This is a genomic window from Providencia sp. Me31A, assembly GCF_050487165.1.
GTDB lineage: Bacteria > Pseudomonadota > Gammaproteobacteria > Enterobacterales > Enterobacteriaceae > Providencia.
Map to the genome: position 1 here is coordinate 105,638 of NZ_JBKQGZ010000010.1, position 19,595 is coordinate 125,232.

At 42.2% G+C, this 19,595-nt stretch carries 16 protein-coding genes; 3 read left to right on the forward strand and 13 right to left on the reverse strand.

Annotated elements, in window-relative coordinates; translation table 11 throughout:
* Positions 1–4: 4 nt before the first annotated feature.
* From ACLPIE_RS10000 to ACLPIE_RS10040, 9 genes are all read right to left on the reverse strand, one after another.
* Positions 5–985, reverse strand: coding sequence for a sugar kinase (locus ACLPIE_RS10000; RefSeq protein WP_430261485.1), 981 nt, complete (start codon positions 983–985; stop codon positions 5–7).
* Positions 986–989: 4 nt separating this feature from the next.
* Positions 990–1,739, reverse strand: a complete 750-nt coding sequence (locus ACLPIE_RS10005) for a sugar phosphate isomerase/epimerase family protein (protein WP_430261486.1) — start codon at positions 1,737–1,739, stop codon at positions 990–992.
* A gap of 410 nt (positions 1,740–2,149) precedes the next feature.
* Positions 2,150–3,634, reverse strand: a complete 1,485-nt coding sequence (locus ACLPIE_RS10010) for an FGGY-family carbohydrate kinase (RefSeq protein WP_430261487.1) — start codon at positions 3,632–3,634, stop codon at positions 2,150–2,152.
* 11 nt (positions 3,635–3,645) lie between these two features.
* The gene (locus tag ACLPIE_RS10015) at positions 3,646–4,509 is read right to left on the reverse strand and encodes an L-ribulose-5-phosphate 3-epimerase (protein WP_430261488.1); all 864 of its coding nucleotides are present in this window, start codon (positions 4,507–4,509) and stop codon (positions 3,646–3,648) included.
* 19 nt (positions 4,510–4,528) lie between these two features.
* Positions 4,529–5,563, reverse strand: coding sequence for an ABC transporter permease (locus tag ACLPIE_RS10020; RefSeq protein WP_430261489.1), 1,035 nt, complete (start codon positions 5,561–5,563; stop codon positions 4,529–4,531).
* Between the two features lie 13 nt (positions 5,564–5,576).
* Positions 5,577–6,566: an ABC transporter permease gene (locus ACLPIE_RS10025; RefSeq protein ID WP_430261490.1), complete on the reverse strand. Its 990-nt coding sequence runs from the start codon at positions 6,564–6,566 to the stop codon at positions 5,577–5,579.
* Positions 6,559–8,076 (reverse strand): sugar ABC transporter ATP-binding protein, encoded by a 1,518-nt coding sequence (locus tag ACLPIE_RS10030; RefSeq protein ID WP_430261491.1) that lies wholly within the window; start codon positions 8,074–8,076, stop codon positions 6,559–6,561. The genes ACLPIE_RS10025 and ACLPIE_RS10030 overlap by 8 nt, the downstream gene beginning before the upstream one ends.
* 155 nt (positions 8,077–8,231) lie before the next feature.
* The gene (locus ACLPIE_RS10035) at positions 8,232–9,224 is read right to left on the reverse strand and encodes a substrate-binding domain-containing protein (protein ID WP_430261547.1); all 993 of its coding nucleotides are present in this window, start codon (positions 9,222–9,224) and stop codon (positions 8,232–8,234) included.
* A gap of 221 nt (positions 9,225–9,445) precedes the next feature.
* Positions 9,446–10,258, reverse strand: a complete 813-nt coding sequence (locus tag ACLPIE_RS10040; RefSeq protein WP_430261492.1) for a DeoR/GlpR family DNA-binding transcription regulator — start codon at positions 10,256–10,258, stop codon at positions 9,446–9,448.
* A gap of 453 nt (positions 10,259–10,711) precedes the next feature.
* Between ACLPIE_RS10040 and araD the strand changes: the two genes are divergently transcribed.
* Positions 10,712–11,410, forward strand: coding sequence for an L-ribulose-5-phosphate 4-epimerase (araD, locus tag ACLPIE_RS10045; protein ID WP_430261493.1), 699 nt, complete (start codon positions 10,712–10,714; stop codon positions 11,408–11,410).
* 335 nt (positions 11,411–11,745) lie between these two features.
* Here the strand turns inward: araD and ACLPIE_RS10050 are convergent, their stop codons facing one another.
* Positions 11,746–13,239 carry a UxaA family hydrolase gene (locus ACLPIE_RS10050; protein ID WP_430261494.1) on the reverse strand — a complete coding sequence of 498 codons (1,494 nt, stop codon included), beginning with the start codon at positions 13,237–13,239 and terminating at the stop codon, positions 11,746–11,748.
* A 215-nt stretch (positions 13,240–13,454) separates the two neighbouring features.
* On the opposite strand from ACLPIE_RS10050, the gene exuR reads away from it, so the two are divergent.
* Positions 13,455–14,216 carry a transcriptional regulator ExuR gene (exuR, locus tag ACLPIE_RS10055; RefSeq protein ID WP_430261495.1) on the forward strand — a complete coding sequence of 254 codons (762 nt, stop codon included), beginning with the start codon at positions 13,455–13,457 and terminating at the stop codon, positions 14,214–14,216.
* On the opposite strand, the gene ACLPIE_RS10060 is transcribed toward exuR, so the two are convergent.
* From ACLPIE_RS10060 to ACLPIE_RS10070, 3 genes are all read right to left on the reverse strand, one after another.
* Positions 14,217–14,951 carry a Crp/Fnr family transcriptional regulator gene (locus tag ACLPIE_RS10060; RefSeq protein ID WP_430261496.1) on the reverse strand — a complete coding sequence of 245 codons (735 nt, stop codon included), beginning with the start codon at positions 14,949–14,951 and terminating at the stop codon, positions 14,217–14,219. It abuts the gene before it with no gap.
* A 175-nt stretch (positions 14,952–15,126) separates the two neighbouring features.
* Positions 15,127–16,437, reverse strand: coding sequence for an MFS transporter (locus ACLPIE_RS10065; RefSeq protein WP_430261497.1), 1,311 nt, complete (start codon positions 16,435–16,437; stop codon positions 15,127–15,129).
* 315 nt (positions 16,438–16,752) lie between these two features.
* Positions 16,753–17,865, reverse strand: coding sequence for a mandelate racemase/muconate lactonizing enzyme family protein (locus tag ACLPIE_RS10070; RefSeq protein WP_430261498.1), 1,113 nt, complete (start codon positions 17,863–17,865; stop codon positions 16,753–16,755).
* Positions 17,866–18,244: 379 nt separating this feature from the next.
* Here ACLPIE_RS10070 and ACLPIE_RS10075 point away from each other — a divergent pair, with 379 nt between their 5' ends.
* A complete protein-coding gene (locus ACLPIE_RS10075) occupies positions 18,245–19,561 on the forward strand; it encodes a polysaccharide deacetylase family protein (protein ID WP_430261499.1) in 1,317 nt (438 codons plus the stop codon).
* The last annotated feature ends 34 nt before the right edge of the window (positions 19,562–19,595 follow it).

Here is a 19,595-nt window from a genome sequence, read left to right on the forward strand (position 1 = left end):
CTTCTTAACATGTCTCACTGAGGATGGATGAAGAGAGTGATGCCATTTCTTGCTGTAATTGCAGCTTAGTTGGTAAGCCTTCACTATCACCAATCACTTGTATTGCTCTTGCACCAATAAAATTGCCTCGATCAATCGCTTGAGGAAGCGACAACCCTTCTAACAAGGCGCTAATGACGCCAACAGCAAAGCCGTCACCAGCACCAACCGTATCAATCACATTTTTGACAACTATCGCGGGAACAACTCCTTGCTGATTATCTAACGTTTTATAGTAAGCGCCTTGCTCACCGGTTTTAATTACCACGGCTTCGACGCCATGAGACAAGTAAAAATCAGCAATGGCCTCCGGTTTATCAAAGCCCGTCAAAATTTTACCTTCCTTTAAACCGGGTAGAACCCAGTTGGCTTGGAACGCTAATTGGTTTAGCTGACTAATCATTTCTTGTTCACTTTTCCATAGAGAAGGACGCAAGTTTGGGTCAAATGACAGTGTTTTACCTGCTTTTCGCATCCATTTTGCTGCATGTAGTGAAAGTTGATAGCTGGTGGCTGAAAGTGCAGCCGCAACTCCACTTAAATGCAAGTGGCGTGCAGATAGAAAGTAATCGTCATTAAAGTCAGTGAGATCTAAATGGCTGGCCGCAGATCCTTTACGGAAATACTCTACGGTGGGATCGGTTCCATTTAGGGCTTTAGATTTCAATTGGAAGCCCGTTGGGTAGTCACTATCAACCGTAACGCATTGAGTATCTACCTGTTCTTTATCTAAAGTTGCTTGGATAAAACGCCCAAAAGAGTCATTACCAAGCCGACTTATCCAGCCACTTTTTAACCCTAGACGAGACAGGCCGATGGCGACATTCAGTTCTGCGCCAGCTGCACGACGAACGAAGCTTTCGACTTCATGTAATTCTCCTGTTTGTGTTGCGACAAACATCATCATGGCTTCACCAAGAGTTACAACATCTAATTGATTTTTCATGATATTAAATTGCCTTTAACAGAGAAACATAGTGTTCAGTTACCGCCCGTAAGTCGAGTCCCTCTAAGGGGAATTCAATGCCCCGTGGTACGTTGCTAGGTAAAATATGCAGCACGTCTTTCCATGAACCATCACTGTCATCAAGGGCAACGGCTACACGTTTATTAGCACGTATAAGGCAGGCTTTGACGTGAATATAAGCGACTTGCTTGGTAAAAATGTGGGCGGCTTTGAGGGGATCTTCACCTTGCCAGTACCAGTTGGCCATATCGAAAGCCATTTTGATTGGCATGTTTTGTGCCACTACATCCTTAAAAAAGCGTTCCAGTGGAGCAATATGGCCGCCTGCTTCGGTTTGGTCATTCTCAATCACGAGCTGTGTTGTGTAGTGATTAATGAGGCTAATCACTTCAGATAAGTCATAACTTTCAGGAAGCTCACCGAGTGACAGTTTTAAAAAACGAGCATTAAGTTGTTTGGCTTCTTCGAAATAGCCTTGTAATTTGCTGATTTCGATAGGCGCATGTTGCTGAAATAGGGTGTCAGGCACAGAATAGACGGCTTTTAGCTGCCTTGCTTGTAGCCCGCGAGCAATGTCCGTTAGACTATCATTAGGCAGTAAAAGCTCTTGGCGGATCTCGGTGCCATCGGCTTTTGCCCCTTGAATGGTGTCTAATAACGACAACTGTCCACCTAGTTGTTTTACGGTTTGCGCACCATAGGCGGCAGTGACAACGATAATTTCTTTGCTCATGACTTTCCTCTGTCTTAGTAATGGGGGGACTGCCCCTTGCCATTGCGAATGACAATATTATGGAACCGGTTCCATTTTGCTTTCTAGTGACGAAAGGTGAAAATCAGAGCCACATCACTAATCAAACTCGGCCAATTAGCTAATAACTGATCTCTATCACAATTCATTATGTAAATAATGTAACAATTTTTAGACTTTATCTGATGAGGGTTTGTTTTTTAATGTAATGATTTTAAATGTGTTTTTCTAAGTGAACTGTAGTGAGGATTAGATAACGGTATGAATTTTCATGTTCAATTATTGGCGAGCTTCACCGTCTCTACCCTGACGACACGATAGCCACTCAAAAATACTAGCTTGTTAAAATTAAGGCGGAGTTCACTCAACATGAATTCCGCCTTTTGTTATTTTTAAGTCCTAAACGAGTGGCTCAGTGCATCTGCAACAGATTTAAAACGGGCAAATTTATCGCGCAATTGTTGATGCCCAACGGTATTGGGTTGGTAAGGGGTTATTTTCGGCGTGCTGGCGGAAATGGCGACATCAAAACCGGAATAATAGCCTGTTCCGACAGCGGCACAGAGCGCTGCGGCTTGGCAACCGGATTGCTGTACGTTGACCACTTCTAGCGGCAAGTTACCCGCATCACAGAACATTTGCATCCATAGTGGGGACTGGCTTGGCCCTCCGGTGAAGCGAATGGATTCTGTCGTATTATCGAGGCCAACAATGCGGTCTTGGTGCAGTAAATGAGAGAACACAATCCCTTGATAAATGGCGTAGACGATATCTGAATCCGTATGGTGTGAACTTAGGCCAAGGAGGCCGCCGTGCAGGTTACTGTGGTAATTAGAACCATATAGCCAAGGGAAGAATAAGATATCATTCTGCCTCGTTGCCCCTTCGGCGACACAGTGGTTAAGAACGTCATAATCCTGCAACCGTTGATTGAAGAAATGGCGAGTAAACCACGCTAAATTACTGGCGGAGGTCGGGCTGCCTTCATGCACAAAGTAGGTGTTTGGAATACAATATTTACTCCAAACATACGGGTAATTAGACGGCACGATTTCATCAAAAACACGAGTAGAAATAGTCCATGTTCCCGCCACAGCGCTCAGTTTATCTTTTTGACTGACTCCTGACGCTAATGCAGCTCCGACAACATCAAAAAAACCGCCAAATATCGGCGTACCTTCCACTAGGCCACACTCTGTGGCGGCTTTATGGGTAACGGTGCCAGCCAATTGTGCCGAATTGATGACTGGTGCGAGCTTGTCATTGACCTCATCAATACCAAACAGTTGGCATAATTTAGGGTCATAGTTCGAATGAACTTGATTAAACAACTGGCTACCAGAAATATTGGTTTCTTCACATGCGATTTGGTCGGTGAGGCGATAACGAATATAGTCATGCACCATCAATACGTATCCCGTATTGCGGTAGTTTTCCGGCTCGTGCTCTTTTAACCAACGTAGTAATGCAACAGGGTGGGATGCCCACAATTGTTGTAAACTTAGTGGGTAGGCTTGCTCTGCCGTGCCATCTTTATGCCACGCATCTACAATAGACTGAGCGCGGGAGTCGGAAGAAACAATGCCGTTTCTAACGGCTTTGCCTTGTTTATCGAGTAGATACACCCCTTTACCGTGGGAGGAAAAACTGACACCAGAAATTTGTGCGGCATTCAGGCGGCTGTGTTTAATCGCTCCGCTGATCACATGGCAGGTGGCCTCCCATAATTCATCCATATTACGCTCACTGAAACCAGCCTCAGCGCTTTGTGTGGGAAAAGGGTGCTCAGCAACAATAATTTCTTGGCCTTCAGGCGTGTAGATCCCAGCTTTGATTACGGTACCGCCAAGGTCTACCCCCATAAAAAATGCATTCATTGTGGGCTCCTTTAAGCGTTGTTCCAACCCGCTTGTTGCATTTTATCTTCGATCCAGTGACGAGCCTTAATGATTTCCATTAGTGGTTCTTCTGCTTTTTCTGTCCACATTTCAATCAACAAAGTGCCGCGATAATTTAAACGTTTTAATAGTTTGAATAAATTCACAAAATCGACACAACCGTCACCAAAAGGCACATCACGGAATTGCCCTTTACAGGTTTCTGTCACCGCATAAGTATCTTTCAAGTGAATGGCTGTGATGTGTTCGATGCCTTGTGTGAATTCTTTTTCGACATCATTGCCCCAAGCCGTTAAGTTGCCAACGTCAGGGTAAACGGAAAACCAAGGAGAGCGAATTTTATCAGACAGCGCTTGCCATTTTGTGATGGAATTCATGAATGGAGTATCCATAATTTCGACAGCACACATCACCTGAGATGCCGCGGCAATTTCACTGACCCACTGCATGCCTTTTTCAAAATGAGCAATAGTCTGTGCATCTTGTTCTTCATAATAAACATCGTAGCCAGCGAGTTGAATTGTGCGTATTCCTAAGTCTTGCGCTAACTTGATGGCCTTTTCCATTAAAGAATAAGCCATCATTCGAGTCGCTTCGTCGTGACTACCGAAAGGAAAGCGGCGGTGACCAGATAAGCACATGGTGGGGATACGTATGCCAGTTTGTTGAATGGCGTTGACCAGTTTTAAGCGCTCGGATTGGCTCCAGTCCAAACGAGCAAGGCGCTCGTCCGTTTCATCTACGGACATCTCAACAAAATCAAACCCAGCCGCTTTGGCGATGGCTAATTTTTCTAACCAACTGCTATCTTTCGGTAATGCTTTTTCATAAATTCCAATTGGGTGTTTGCGCATGGTGTTCTCCCTGAAAAATTTAACTTTGTGGTGAGGTTTTATTAAGACGTTGGTTACGGTTCATTGCTCGTTTAGCGCTCCATTTTTCTTTGAAAAATTTGAATGCGAGAGCCAAGATCAAGGTAATCCCCCAAACCGCAAGGTTAAAGTGCAGGCTAACACCGAGCAGGCTTAAACCTGTTGCAATAACCTGTAAAACTAATAGAGCGCAGAAGACACGGCTAACCTTACCCACTCCTCCGAATGGGTTAGTACCACCAAGTACGATGGCCAAAATGGTGAGTAATAAATAAGAGTCACCATAACCCATACGTGCCGAGTTAAAACGTGCCATCATAATCAGACCCGCAAGCACACATAGCAGGCTAGAAATGGTATAGATAGCAATCATCACTCGGTCAGTACGGATACCGCTAAACCAGGTGGCATTGATGTTACTACCACTCATGTAGATGTTTTTACCTAAGCGCGTACAGCCTAAAAAGAGGGCTAACAAGATGGCGGTGACAATAAAAATAATCATGGCAATGGGGATGCCAAATACGGTGTCGGAGCCAATGGCTCGCACAATAGGCGGCATGCCACTGAGTGCTGCGCCTTTGGTTAGATAGACGCCAATACCGCTGATAATGGTCATTGTTCCGAGAGTCACTAGGATTGGGTGAGCACCAATGTGGGAAATCATTAACCCGGTTAATGTTCCGATAATCACCGCGATGACTGTCGCCCCCACTAAGGCAAAAAGCAGCCACATTAATTGTGTGCCTGTGTCAGCATCAACAGGTAGGTAGTTGATAAACACCCATGCCATGAACAGGCCGGTTAAGTTAGCGGTGCTGATAATCGCAAGATTCAATCCTCCACTTAACATCGGGACAAACATCGCGAAAGTGAGTAACCCGAGCTCAGGTAATTGAAATGTAATACTCAAAAAAGTATTTTGGGTAAAAAAGTGCCCAGGCATTGCAATACTGAATGCAGCGACGGCGAGTATAAAGATTGAAAGCAGTCCGATAACAGAGCCATCAATTTTAAAAAAAACTTGTTTTTTCATGGTGATATTCCTGTTAAACAAAACCTACGTCCGTCTCTTTGCGTTTTTTGTAATGAGTGATACAAATCGCAATGAGAATAACCATACCGATGACGATATTGACGAAGTAGTTTGAGACACCAATCAGATTGAGACCATTTTTTAAGATACCGATGAGGAAAACTCCCATTAAGGTGCCGATCACGGTTCCTCGCCCACCGGACAAGCTCGCGCCACCGAGTACGGCCGCAGCAAGGACATCCAGTTCCCCCCCGACGAGGGCGCTCGGTACCACTTCGCTCATACGATAGGTTTGCAACATGCCGCCAATCGCTGCCATTGCCCCAAGGTAGCCGTAAGCGAACAGGTAAATCACTGAAACACGAATACCGATACGAGATGCAGACTCTTGGCTTCCACCCACAGCATAGAGTTGGCGGCCGATATGGGTTTTATTCATTAAAATCCATGTTAGAACGGCGATACCTAGCATCACTAGCAGTGGTAAGCCTACTTGGTAATATTCCCCGTCCACTTCAAAAGGTAGAATAGTCACAGGATCTACCCACCAATCCGGCAGGTCATAAATACTGTGGCCATTGGTTAGCCACATCAACATGCCAAATAACAAAGACTGCATACTGATGGTGATAATGATAGAAACGACATTCAGGGAATAAATTAGAATGGCATTAATTAAACCAAAGGTGATGCCAATGATAATTGCCAGTGTGATACTGAGTGTTGGGCTTGCAATAATCCCTTGCAGTAGCCATGTGGCTATCACGTATTGCACGACGGAGGCCACCGCTGCAAAGGAAATATCAATCCCGCCGGTGACTAATACAACGAATAACCCTAAAGCAAAGACACCCGTTACCGCATAGCTTTCACTGAGGTCGAGTAAATTTTGGATAGTGAGAAACTGTGGGCTCATTAATGTGAAAAACACCACCATAATGAGGATGACCCACGTTAACCAGCCCTCGACAGACTGTGGTCGCAGTTTTTGCCAGTTAGCCATTGATGATTACCTCCAATTGTTGCTCATTGATGGAATCCGTCATAATTTCTTTAACGAGAGACCCTTGTTTCATATGTAAAATTCTGTCGCAGTTGTAATAAGCTTCGGAGGCTTCATCGGTAATTAACAAGATAGAAATACCCACACCAGACAATCGGTGGATAAGTTTATAAATACTGTCTTTTGCGCCAATATCGACCCCAACGGTTGGGGAGTCTAAAATCAACACTTTAGGACGCGTTAAAATCCATTTGGCGAGAACCACTTTTTGTTGGTTTCCGCCTGAAAGGGTGGAAAGGGCATTATTAGGGTCGGTGACTTTAATATCTAAGTCTGCAATCCACTCTTGCACGATGGCTTGGCATTGTTTTTCATCAATCAGGTGCAAAGGGGTTTTTAAACGGTCAAGAATGGAAATGACCATATTGTCGGCAATAGATTGCTGCAAAATCGCGCCGAGTGTCAGACGGTCTTCAGAGACATAACCAATACCGTGTTTAATGGCTTCGGTATTGTTTTTGAGCTTAATGGGCTTACCTTCGATGCGCAATTCACCACTGTCTGGATGAGTAATACCAAATAAAGAAAGTGCTAACTCAGTACGTCCAGATCCCAGCAAGCCACATAAACCTAAGACTTCCCCTCGTTTTAAACTCAGTGAAATATCCTTGTACTGTCCGGTACGACTTAGGTTTTTGAGTTCTAAAACGGTGCGGCGGTCTTCGGCATTATTGGGCGGCTTACGTTCATGAACGATATCTAAACCCGTCATGAGTTCGGTGATTTTACGGGTAGTTAAGTCTTCGGCAGGCCAAGTCCCGATTTTTTGGCCATCGCGGATCACCGTGATACGGTCAGAAATCTCTTTGACTTCTTCGAGTCGATGGCTAACAAAGACAACGGTGATCCCTTTATTTTTCAAATAATTAACCGTAGATAATAATTGGTTAACTTCGGTGCGAGTCAGTGAGGCGGTTGGCTCATCCATAATAACAAGGCGGGCATCTGCGACCAAAGCTCGGCAAATCGCGACTTGCTGACGTTGGGCAATCGGTAAAAATTGGACTGGCGTGTCGGGGTTGATCGTAAAAGACAGCTCATTAAGAATTTCTAACGCTTTTTCACGCAGCTGTTTTTTACGGAACCAACCAAAATAGCCTTTGAGGTTTAATTCAAAAGCGATATTTTCAGCCACGGTTAAGTTAGGGAATAACGATAAGTCTTGATAGATAACCTGCACGCCTAATTCGCGAGCTTTATCTGGGGTTAATCGGTGATAGCGCTTATCGTCAATTTCGATTTGGCTACCATCATCAGGGGCATAGACACCACTGATCGTTTTGATCAGCGTGCTTTTTCCGCATCCATTAGTGCCTGCTAAACAGTGCACTTCACCTTTGTTGAGCGTCAAATCGATATTGCGTAATGCACGGTGACCGCCAAAACTTTTGGAAAGGTCTCGCAAGGTAATTAGTGGGGTGGATTTGTCAGCTATAGAGGTGGTTGTCATAGGTACAATTCCTACTGCAAATAATTGGTGTTGGCGTGTTTATGATAATTCGAGCTGTCGCGTGATTGGCGACAGCTCAAACTATTCAAAATATAAAATTCAACATGCTAATTAATATTGTATTTTTATTTTTAACGTTATTTTTCGGGTGAATATTACAGGCCGACTTCAACTAATTTTTTCGTGTTTTCAATGTTTAGATTGACGGGGTTATCACTTAAAATGGTGTTACCACTGACTTTGATTTCTCCCATGTCACCAATAGATACACCATCTTTAATTTCTTCACCGTTCATCATAGCTGTCGCAACTTGTACGAAAACTTGTCCTGCAACTTTCGGGTTGGAAATATAGCCACCGTCAATAGCGCCTTTTTCGAGTAATTTGATGCCTTGACCTGGGGTGAAAGTACCGAATACACAGGTTTCATCATTCTTACGGCGTTTATCAATAGCACGTCCTGCACCGATAGGGCCTTGTGAGCCGAATGACATGATGCCTTTTAAGTCTTTGTGTTTAGATAGCAGATCATTGGTGGTACGCATGGAATCATCAACAGATTCTGCGACGCCAAAACGGTCATCGACCATTTGCATTTTCGGGTAGTGCGCTTTTTGGTAAGCAATCGCTGCATCGGCCCATTCATTGACCAGAGGAACGGTTAAGCTACCAACGAACATGGCGTATTTACCTTCTTCACCCATACAGGCCGCCATATCTTTCATATGGTTAGCCCCCATGCTTTGGGTATCGAGTAATTCAAAGTCCCAGTCAGCATTGGTTTGATTTGGGGATTCGTGAGTAATGACTTTAATACCTGCTTCTTGAGCGCGTTTTAATACAGGTTCAAGGACTTTAGCATCGTTAGGGACGACACCGATAACATCGACTTTTTTAGCAATTAAGTCTTCAATAGCGCGTACTTGCTCAGCAGGATCTGCGGTTGTTGGGCCGACTTGGAATGCATTAACGCCGAGTTTCTCACCTTCTTCTGTGATCCCTTGTTCCATCACATTAAACCAAGGAATACCACCGACTTTTACCACCACTCCCATGGTGAATGGCTTTTGTGCTTTTTGTGATTCAGCCATTGCAACATTTGAAAACAGTGCAACGCTCATTAAACAAGGTAAAACTAACTTCTTCATGTTCATAATGGTATTCCTTAGTGTAGATGGACACTAAATCAAGAAATTACATCAACGTAGGGTCAATGGTATTATTTAATTTAGGTATGCCTATAATTAAGTGCTCAGGAATTTGAGATAAATATTCCCCCTGCACTTATTTAATACAGAAATTAATAAGATAATTTGAAAACTTATTTTATTTTCTTAATTCACAATTACGGATTTTTATTTTTTATAAATTATTTATCGCATTCAATAATATTAAGATTAGGAAACTGTTTTTGTAAATTATTATCATTAAGTTTGTTGGTTATTAACACACTAATATCATCAAAAGTACAAACTTGGCTAAATGCATATTTCCCTAATTTACTATTGTCGGCGAGCAATACGGTATTCTCAGAAACTTGCAACATAATGTTTTTGAGTTTTGAGTTTATTTCACTACCATCACGAATGCCATTTTCGATATTAAAACCTTGGCATGACAAAAATAAGGTTTTTATCTGAAAGCTACGAATAATACTCTCGGCGATCGGGCCATGAAAATCATCGTGGCGTTCAGAATATTCTCCACCAATACCAATAACACGTACTCGGTCACGGCAAGCCAGTGCTTGGATGATTTTTACGGAGTTTGTGACGACCGTGATATCAATATCGGGTATTTGCCTTGCTAAAAACCAGCAGGTACTGCTGTTATCCAACATAATACAGTCACCGGGGTGGATAAATTTCAGCGCAGCTTTAGATATTTTCATTTTTGCATCAGGGTGTTCTTCTGTTCTTTTGCGAAATGACTCTGCGCCATCCACCATTTGACTGAGTTTGACCGAAGATGGCATAACATTGACGAAAGGCATCTCTTCTTGGTCAATGGCGACTGCACCACCGAAGCTGCGAATAATCTTATTTTCGCGTTCCAATACAGTTAAATCGCGGCGGATAGTTTCTTGTGATACAGAATATAACTTAGCTAAATCACGCACTAAGGCCGACCCATTTTGTGAAACATGAGAACAAATTAATTTATGGCGTTCGGCTTGTAACATATTTAACTCCTATTCTTTCCACGATATTTATTCTGCCTGTGCCATCTTTTTTTTGTCGTGACTGGACTCAAGTAATCTGTTTTTGAAAAAATAAAAGCGATTTAAAGTGATCATTAATGCAGTTTAATGCTGTTGATTACAATTGTTGCATTTTATTTTTTGATGAAAGTCTCTTTATTTGATTGGTATTAACGGTTTACTGTCAAGAAACAAAAAGCTCTCATCCAATTCGGTCATTTATCCACATCAAAATGCTGACCGTATTTGACTGTTTATGCCCGATTTATTCCGAACTGAGCTATTTTGCATTAGTTTTGTAAATGTGGCTGCTTTTTAAATAGACGAAACCTGTTTACCTTAATAGGTAGAAACAGGAAATCAACACACAGAAAAAACCGATATAATAAATTTTTGTTGTTGATATTTAAGCATATTTAAAGCCAGGGGGCCGTTATGTTAGAACAATTGAAACAACAAGTCTTTGAAGCAAACCTTGCATTGCCAAAGCATAACCTTGTGACCTTCACTTGGGGAAATGTGAGTGGCATTGATCGCGGAGCAGGACTCATGGTGATCAAGCCATCGGGTGTGGATTATGAAACGATGAAAGCGGAAGATATGGTGGTTGTGTCACTGGAAACGGGCAGTGTCGTTGAAGGTAAATTTCGCCCCTCATCTGATACTGATACTCACTTAGCACTCTACAAAGCCTTTCCTGAAATTGGCGGTATTGTTCATACTCACTCACGGCATGCCACGATTTGGGCTCAAGCGGGGCTGCCATTAAGCGCATTAGGAACCACCCATGCTGATTATTTTTATGGGGAAATCCCATGTACCCGTAAAATGACAGAAGCTGAAATAGCGGGAGATTATGAGAGGGAAACGGGGAATGTTATCATTGAGACTTTCCATGAAAAAGGGTTAACGGCAAAAGATGTCCCTGCGGTTTTAGTCAATAGTCATGGCCCATTTGCATGGGGAACTAGCCCTGATAATGCGGTTCATAATGCAGTGGTGTTGGAAGAAATTGCCTATATGAATTTATTTACTCGCCAGCTACAACCATCTGTCGGAGCAATGCAACAAAAATTATTGGATAAACACTATTTACGCAAGCATGGTAAAAATGCGTATTATGGACAAAAGTAAATATAAATTAACTTGATTCGATAAATCCGATTAAAGAATAATAAATACCAAGGTTTGATTTTTATTAAAATCAAAAGGTAGTTCTATATATAAAATAGCTACAAAGAAATTTCAATGTGGCTATTTTTAAAATAATCATTTTCACAAGGTTATTTTTATAAAGCTGTAGTTTAACTTTAGGTTAAATGTTTTTTAAGTCATTAGATTTTTAGTACCTTATTTTTTAGGGGGGTGAAAATTATATTTTCAATAGCTCCTACTATATCTTAAACCTAGAATAGGTTAAGAAAGCCCTAATGGTTTCGAAGATCATAAAATCATAAGGGCATTTTATTTTAAAGTGTGACGCCCATTTTAAAAATGGCTAATTCACGGAAGTCATTAATTTCATTTTTGGTTGGTTCACCATTAACGGTTTTAACGACATGAACAATAAAATCATCCAATAGTTGATCCATAGATTTGCCTGTTAATAAGGCGCCTGCATTAAAATCAATCCAATGAGGCTTTTTGGCTGCCAATTCATTATTGGTGGCAATTTTCATTGTTGGCACAAAGCCACCATAAGGCGTGCCGCGGCCTGTCGTAAACAACACCATATGGCACCCTGCTGCACCTAAGGCACTAGTCGCAATGGCATCGTTACCGGGTGCACTGAGTAGGTTAAAGCCAGAAGTAGAGAGGCGTTCGCCATATTTTAGTACATCCATAACTTGGCTTGTGCCGGCTTTTTGTGTACAGCCAAGAGACTTTTCCTCTAGTGTGGAAATGCCGCCGGCTTTGTTACCCGGAGAGGGATTTTCGTAAATAGGTTGGTCATGGGCGATAAAATATTGCTTAAAATCATTGATCATACTGACGGTTTTTTCGAAAGTAGGCTTGTCATAGCAATGATTCATTAGAATTTGCTCTGCCCCAAACATTTCAGGCACTTCGGTTAATACCGTGGTGCCATTATGGCTGACGAGGAAATCTGAAAAACGCCCTAATAGTGGATTCGCGGTGATCCCCGACAACCCATCTGATCCTCCACACTCGAGGCCAAATTTCACTTCACTTAACTTACCTGCAACCCGTTTATCTTGTTTAACGAGTTGATACAGATCATTAAGGTATTCAACGCCCACTTCAATTTCATCTTCTAGCTGTTGGCACACCATAAATTTAACGCGTTCACTATCATAATCACCTAGTGTTTCTCTAAACGCGGCGACTTGATTGTTTTCACAGCCTAAACCGATAACCAGAACACCTCCTGCGTTAGGGTGTTTTACCATATCTTGCAAAATCGTGCGGGTGGTTAAATGGTCATCACCTAATTGAGAGCAGCCTAGAGTGTGGTTATAAAGATAAACGCCATCAATATCGGAGGCATCATTATGTTGTTTATTGAATCGTTCGATCATCTTTCTCGCGAGAGCATTCACGCAACCGACGGTTGGGATCACCCAGATCTCATTACGGATAGCAACATCACCATTTTGACGACGATAGATCTGCACATCGGGATTGACAAGTGAGGCTGAAATCGCATTATGCTCAGGATGGTATTCATAATCATTCAATGCACTTAAATTGGTGGCGGTATTATGTGTATGCACATGTTCCCCCACACTAATCGGGGCTGTCGCATGGCCAATAGGTGCGCCATACTTCAAGACGTTTTGACCTTGCTCGATAGGCTGAAGGGCAATTTTATGGCCACGGCTTACATCTTGTTTTAAGGTGATTTGCAGGGAATTGAGGGTGATGGTTTCTCCTGCCTGCCTGTCGACTAGCGTGACTGCGACATTGTCATTAGCATGTATTTGAATTATTTCTTTTATCATGATGAATTCCCTGTATTGGACATTGCTCAGCCAAAGAGACCTATGATCATCGAATGGCTAAATTTCATGCATTATACGATCTGGTTTATAACTTTGAAAGATGTTATACCAATTTATTGGTGACTTATTTTCTATTTCACTCAGACTGAGGAATTTCGCTATACTAGCCACTATGACAAAGTTGCTAGTATGCCGGATGGCGAAAGGAGAAATTAATGAGCTCACAAGAGAGTGAACCGCGCTTATACCAGCAAGTTGCGGCTTTGGTGAAACAACGAATTGAAAATGATGAATATCAGGTTGGTACTAAACTGCCTGCTGAGCGCTTATTAGCTGATGAAATGAACGTCAGTCGCACCGTGATCCGCGAAGCTATTATTATGCTAGAAGTAGAAGGCTACGTTGATGTCCGTAAAGGTTCTGGTATACATGTCATTAATAATCGGTCTAATAACTCAGAGAGTGTGGACAGCGGGTTAGAATTTAGCCGTTGTGGGCCATTTGAATTATTACAAGCCAGACAGCTTATTGAAAGCCATATTGCAGAATTTGCTGCGACGCAGGCTACTAAAGAAGATATTCTAAAATTACTTGAAATTCAAAAGAATGCACGTAAGGAAGACCGTTTTCGTGACTCGCAATGGGACTTGGCGTTTCATATGCAGATTGCGGCATCGACCCATAATAGTGCGATGGTAGTGATTGTTGAGCAGATGTGGAGCCAGCGTTTACGCAATCCATATTGGATCAAGCTTCATGAACACATTGATAACCGTTCTATTGAAAGCTGGTGTGATGAGCATGATCAAATACTGCAAGCGCTAGCGCGTCGTGATCCAAAAGGGGCTCGGCAAGCCATGTGGCAACATTTGGAAAATACCAAAAAGATGCTATTTAATGCGACCAGTGACGACTTTGAATTTACCATGGATCGTTATTTCTTTGCTGAAAGCCCTGCGGTCGACCATAACGATTAGCTATTCTTCATCGTCCTCAGAGATTTGCTTCAAAGCCGGGAGATTCACTAAAATGATTTTCCCATATTTAGCATCAATCCAACCTAATTTTTCCCATGCGACCAAACGCTTATTGATGGTTTGTCGTGTGGTATTAATAATGGTGGCGAGATCGTCTTGGGTAAGATACAAACTCAGTTGAATGCCTTTTTCATGGGGCTCGCCATACCCTTCGGCTAAGCTCAGTAAGCGTTTAGCTAATCGAGCCGAAACCGAAAGTAAGGCGCTGTCATTAATGATGGTAAAGGCATTACGAATGACTTTACACAGTAAAATATTCAGTGATTGGTAAAAAACTGGATACTTCTCCAAAATGGTCGCTAAGTCTTTTGGCGAAATCGTCAATAGGATCGTAGGGCTGATGGCTTTCGCATCGTGTGTGCGAGCCGATTTATCTAGCATGGCAATTTCGCCAAACCAGTTTCCTGGAGAAAGGTAACGGAAGACGCATTCACGGCCGTCAGTGGAGATAGAACTCACTTTAACGGAGCCTTGGATCACGGCATATAGCCCACGAGCGGGGTCGCCTTGGTAGTGAACCATTTCACTGTCGCTATAATAGCGCAAGGTTGCACATTCCATTAATACGCTAATCAAATAGTCAGGTAAGTTATTAAACCAGCTATTCGTTTGTAATATTTCAAGAATGTTTTCATGGGTCAAAATTAACTGACTATTTTGTACCGCAATGTTCATTTGAATGCTCCCTACATGCATAGGCTAGCTTTATCATGGCATTTGGTGGGGTTATATTCAATCAACATCTATAGCAATATTTGCCCGATCTTTTTTATGTGTTAAACCATAAGTGTATTAAATATAAAATCCCGAGTCATCGATGACGACTCGGGAGTAATACAAAGCGTATTCACTAATCTTCAAAGCGCTTTTCAATACCGAGCTTTTTCAACGTTAGAATAAACAATCCACCAATGAAGGCGACGAAGGCGATAAAATATAACCCAGCTCGTGCTGATTCGAAGGTTGTTTCAGCCCAAACACGCAAGTTGGGAGCCACGAAACCGCCTAAGTTACCCACGGAGTTAATCAAAGCAATACCGGATGCAGCCGCGGTTCCTCCTAAATAAGCCGATGGAAAGCTCCAATAAAGAGGTTGCATTGCTAAGTGGCCCGCTGCTGCCACGCACAGGGCAATAATAGCGATGACTGGAATGCTATCGAATAAACCTGAAACTGCAATCCCTGCCGCACCTAACATAAAGGTCATTGCGGCAACTTTACGACGCTCTTTTAAGCGCTCTGAAATACGAGGAACATAATAAACGGCAATGGCGGCACACAGCGGTGGGATTGCCGTCACAAAGCCAACTAACACACCGACTTTGCTACCTAATAAAGTCCCGATTTGGGTTGGTAGGAAAAAATAAATACCATATCCACACACCTGAACGGTGAACCAAATTAAGCATAAATACAGGACACGCATGTCTAGCAGGGCACTCAATGCACCTTTCGGACTGTGGCCTTTTTTCGCATCCTCTTCCGTTGCTAACTGAGCCGAAAGCGCATTTTTTTCTTCCACAGTCAGCCATTTCGCTTTTTCTGGGCGGTCATCAAGGTAGAAAAACACCCAAATACCGACAAGGGAAGCGAGCAAGCCTTCCACCACGAACATTAGCTGCCAACCATATAAACCAAACGCGAACGAAGAACCTTCTAGTGCCAGTAATGAACCGGATAACGGGCCCCCAATGATAAATGCCAGAGGGGCTCCAAATAAGAAGTAACCGGTGACGCGAGCTCGAATATTCTGTGGGAACCAGAAGGTCAAATATAAAATGACCCCAGGAAAGAAGCCGGCTTCACTGACACCCAGTAAGAAACGTAAAATGATAAAAGTGGTCTCATCATGGGCGAACATCATCGCGGCAGAAATTAATCCCCACGTGACCATGATACGCGATAGCCACACCCGAGCTCCAATACGGTACAATAAGATATTACTGGGGACTTCAAACAGCGCATAGCCGATAAAAAAGATCCCTGCACCGAATGCATAGGCAGCATCACTTAGCCCTGTTGTTAATTGAAACTCTTGTTTTGCAAAGCCAATATTTGAACGGTCTAAGTAAGCCAATATAAACATTAATACCACCATAGGTATTATTTTTCGTATTGCTTTGCTGGTAGCCGATGATAAATGATCAGTATTGGTGGACATGGTTCACCCCAGTTTTTTATAAGGTAATGATGTTATCTATTCATTTTTATTACGTGTTTAGCCCACCACTGAGTTATCAGCAGAGTAGAGTATAGAGCTAATATATTCGTCATACTTCAAGTTGCTGTGTTGTTGACTGCACTCATTCACACTAGTCACCTACTGCTGTAGGCTCCTAGAGTCTCATTCATTTGTCGCCTAACTGCACCATGAATTATTTAGAGTATAAATAAGTAATTTAAAATGAATAATTCTTGTTATTTATTTCCCTTTTTCGTGGTGTTAGTTATGAAATAGCGAAAAAGGGTATTATTATTATTTCACGTTAAATTTAGCCAGTGCTTCAGGTTTTAACGTTGTGCCTGCTCCCGGAGTCGTTGGGGTGGTATAAACACCATCAATGACTTCAACCGGATCAACAAAGCAATCCAATGTCCACGGAATAAATTCCAGTAATGAACAGGCTGGATGTGCCATGACTAAGTGCAGTTGGGCTTGCATCATGTCGCCATGATGTGGTGTCACAGGTAAGTTAAAGGCCATACCTAAATCTGCAATTTCCCATACTGCAGTTAAACCGCCACAACGAGTGGCATCGGGTTGTAAATAATCGACTGCACCCGCAAGAACAAATTCTTTAAATGAATCATTGTGATACAGCAACTCACCTAATGCGATAGGCGTATCCATGTAAGCCGCTAATTGCTTATGGCTTGCCACGTCGTCATGCCATAGTGGTTCTTCAAACCATTTGATATTGAAATCATTTAAACGGTGGCCATATTGTTTAGCAATGCTGATATCCCATTTACCGTTAGCGTCAACCATTAGGTCGATATCATCGCCAATTGCATGGCGAACTGCTTCAATCCGTTGTAAGTCTTCACGCGGATCAGGCTTACCAATCTTCATTTTGATGGCTTTAAAACCTTCTTCGAAGATCATTTTTTTACAATCATCAACCAGATCTGCTTGGCTACGCACTAACCAGCCACAGTCTGTATTATAGGCATTAACTTTATTGTGTTTTGATCCTCCAAACAGCTGCCATAAAGGCTGATCAGCAGCTTTTGCTTTAAGATCCCACAGAGCGATATCAATAGCGGAAATTGCCATTTGCATTAATCCACCACGTCCCACCCAAATGTTGGTGGAGCTGCGCGTGAGCTTACGGTGTAAATAACGCACTTCCGTTGGATCTTCACCTAATAACATAGGGCCAAACACGTCTTCAATGATGGTGGTAATTAAGCGATCTGTCGTGATATCTGCGTGAGTTCCGGTGTGCCCATAGCCTACAAGGCCGCACTCTGTCTTGATCATGACGCCGGGCATTCCCCAATGGGTGATGCTATGGGTTGAATCGCCAATCAAGTCATTAGTGACTGGTACGTGCATAATAAAGGTACTAATTTCTTTTATTTTCATTGTTATTCCCTGGCATTGAACAGTGGTTGGATGTCAATCTAGCAGTGGGAAATACAATTAACTGTCAAATGATTTACAGATTGTGCCTAGAATAGGTTTTTTACTGATAAATATGAGCTAGATCTCTTTATTTTGTATGATAACTCATAGGTAAATACTTTAATTGGTGTAATAGCTTTATGGTTGGAATTGAAAATAAAATGGAAAAGAAATGATAAGGAATTGAAATACAGAAGCAGGAAAAGAGTAATAGCTATCATAAATTGAAGGTAATCTATTTATTTTTAAGGAAAATAAAAATTTTTGTTGAGGTATAGGGTTAAATATTGAGTCGGTTTAGAATAGCTGCGGAAAAACGCTATTTAAGTGTGGATGAAAAATGGTTAAACGATTACTACTACTGTGTGTATTATTCACCAATTACCTACCTCAATCACTGGCGAGCGAAATAAATAACAACACAGAAGATTGGAAGTTGGCGGATATTCCCCCGACATTAGTTCAAACAAGACAAGATGAAATTATTTTCTCTTCTGTTGCAGGTAAGATGCGAGCTGTTGCACAACTTAACCGTGATCACGGGTTTTTCGCCTATACTCCTGCTGGTGATTATCGTGCAATGCAATTCGGCAATGATTATGCCTTTGTGAAAGCAACGACTCTTGCTAGCCAATCTCCTCGTTATATTCCTGATGTGGATAGATTGAATGATTTACAAAAACCTATTTATGATTATTTGATCACGACTGAAAAGACCCCTGTTTACCGGTCAACGGATGTGAATGGTCAGCAAATCGCATCTTTATGGGAAAACCTGCGTTATCCCATATTAGCGCGTATGATTAAAACGGATAAAGTAGGGGGAAAAGTGGCGTGGTTGACTATCCGCTTAGGTGACCGATTAGGTTATATCCGGTTAGATGATGTAATGCTAGACAAAGGTATTCCAATTTTAACCTATCATCACATCTTAAAAGATGGTGAAAATAAGTTGTTTCGTCATACTTCCACCACCACATCACTTGAAGCATTCAGTGAGCAAATGAATTACCTCAAACAAGCTGGGTATCAAACATTGTCATTAGACGATGTGGCAAATTACTTGAACAAGTCCGCGAACTTACCGGGTAAAGCCGTGGCGTTAACGTTTGATGATGGGCTAAAATCGGTTTACCGTTATGCATTACCCATTTTGCGGCATAATCAACAGCAGGCAACGTTGTTTGTTATTTCATCAAGAGTCAAAACACAGCCACAAAAGTGGTCAGCGGATGCATTGCAGTTTATGAGCAAACAAGAAATTAAAAATAGCCAGGATGTATTTAATATTCAATCGCATACCCATTTTTTACACCGTTTAGATAACCACAATTCCCCCATTATTTTTAGCCGTAAAGAGCATACGATTATGCTGGATTTTAAACGGTCGATGAAAGTGCTTAGCCAGTTCGAGCCAGATCAACGCTACCTTGCGTACCCATTTGGTGGTTATAACCGATCAGCGATGGATGCAGCAAAAGAAGCAGGGTTATACCTTGCTGTCACAACCATTCAAGGAAAAGTCAAAGTAGGGGATAACCCATTTGCGTTAAAACGGTTGTATGCGCTGCGTACTGATCCGCTGGATAAATTTTCGCAAATGGTAGGCAACAGTGAGCAAGGCGTTATAAACCAAAATATTATTATTGATAAGTGAATGAGAAAAATGGGGCGCTGAGGTTATCGCAAAC

Bases quoted from the DNA above. Each gene is read 5' to 3' on its own strand.
- ACLPIE_RS10000 (WP_430261485.1), bottom strand. From the start codon at position 985: ATGAAAAATCAATTAGATGTTGTAACTCTTGGTGAAGCCATGATGATG.
- ACLPIE_RS10005 (WP_430261486.1), bottom strand. From the start codon at position 1,739: ATGAGCAAAGAAATTATCGTTGTCACTGCCGCCTATGGTGCGCAAACC.
- ACLPIE_RS10010 (WP_430261487.1), bottom strand. From the start codon at position 3,634: ATGAATGCATTTTTTATGGGGGTAGACCTTGGCGGTACCGTAATCAAA.
- ACLPIE_RS10015 (WP_430261488.1), bottom strand. From the start codon at position 4,509: ATGCGCAAACACCCAATTGGAATTTATGAAAAAGCATTACCGAAAGAT.
- ACLPIE_RS10020 (WP_430261489.1), bottom strand. From the start codon at position 5,563: ATGAAAAAACAAGTTTTTTTTAAAATTGATGGCTCTGTTATCGGACTG.
- ACLPIE_RS10025 (WP_430261490.1), bottom strand. From the start codon at position 6,566: ATGGCTAACTGGCAAAAACTGCGACCACAGTCTGTCGAGGGCTGGTTA.
- ACLPIE_RS10030 (WP_430261491.1), bottom strand. From the start codon at position 8,076: ATGACAACCACCTCTATAGCTGACAAATCCACCCCACTAATTACCTTG.
- ACLPIE_RS10035 (WP_430261547.1), bottom strand. From the start codon at position 9,224: ATGAAGAAGTTAGTTTTACCTTGTTTAATGAGCGTTGCACTGTTTTCA.
- ACLPIE_RS10040 (WP_430261492.1), bottom strand. From the start codon at position 10,258: ATGTTACAAGCCGAACGCCATAAATTAATTTGTTCTCATGTTTCACAA.
- araD (WP_430261493.1), top strand. From the start codon at position 10,712: ATGTTAGAACAATTGAAACAACAAGTCTTTGAAGCAAACCTTGCATTG.
- ACLPIE_RS10050 (WP_430261494.1), bottom strand. From the start codon at position 13,239: ATGATAAAAGAAATAATTCAAATACATGCTAATGACAATGTCGCAGTC.
- exuR (WP_430261495.1), top strand. From the start codon at position 13,455: ATGAGCTCACAAGAGAGTGAACCGCGCTTATACCAGCAAGTTGCGGCT.
- ACLPIE_RS10060 (WP_430261496.1), bottom strand. From the start codon at position 14,951: ATGAACATTGCGGTACAAAATAGTCAGTTAATTTTGACCCATGAAAAC.
- ACLPIE_RS10065 (WP_430261497.1), bottom strand. From the start codon at position 16,437: ATGTCCACCAATACTGATCATTTATCATCGGCTACCAGCAAAGCAATA.
- ACLPIE_RS10070 (WP_430261498.1), bottom strand. From the start codon at position 17,865: ATGAAAATAAAAGAAATTAGTACCTTTATTATGCACGTACCAGTCACT.
- ACLPIE_RS10075 (WP_430261499.1), top strand. From the start codon at position 18,245: ATGGTTAAACGATTACTACTACTGTGTGTATTATTCACCAATTACCTA.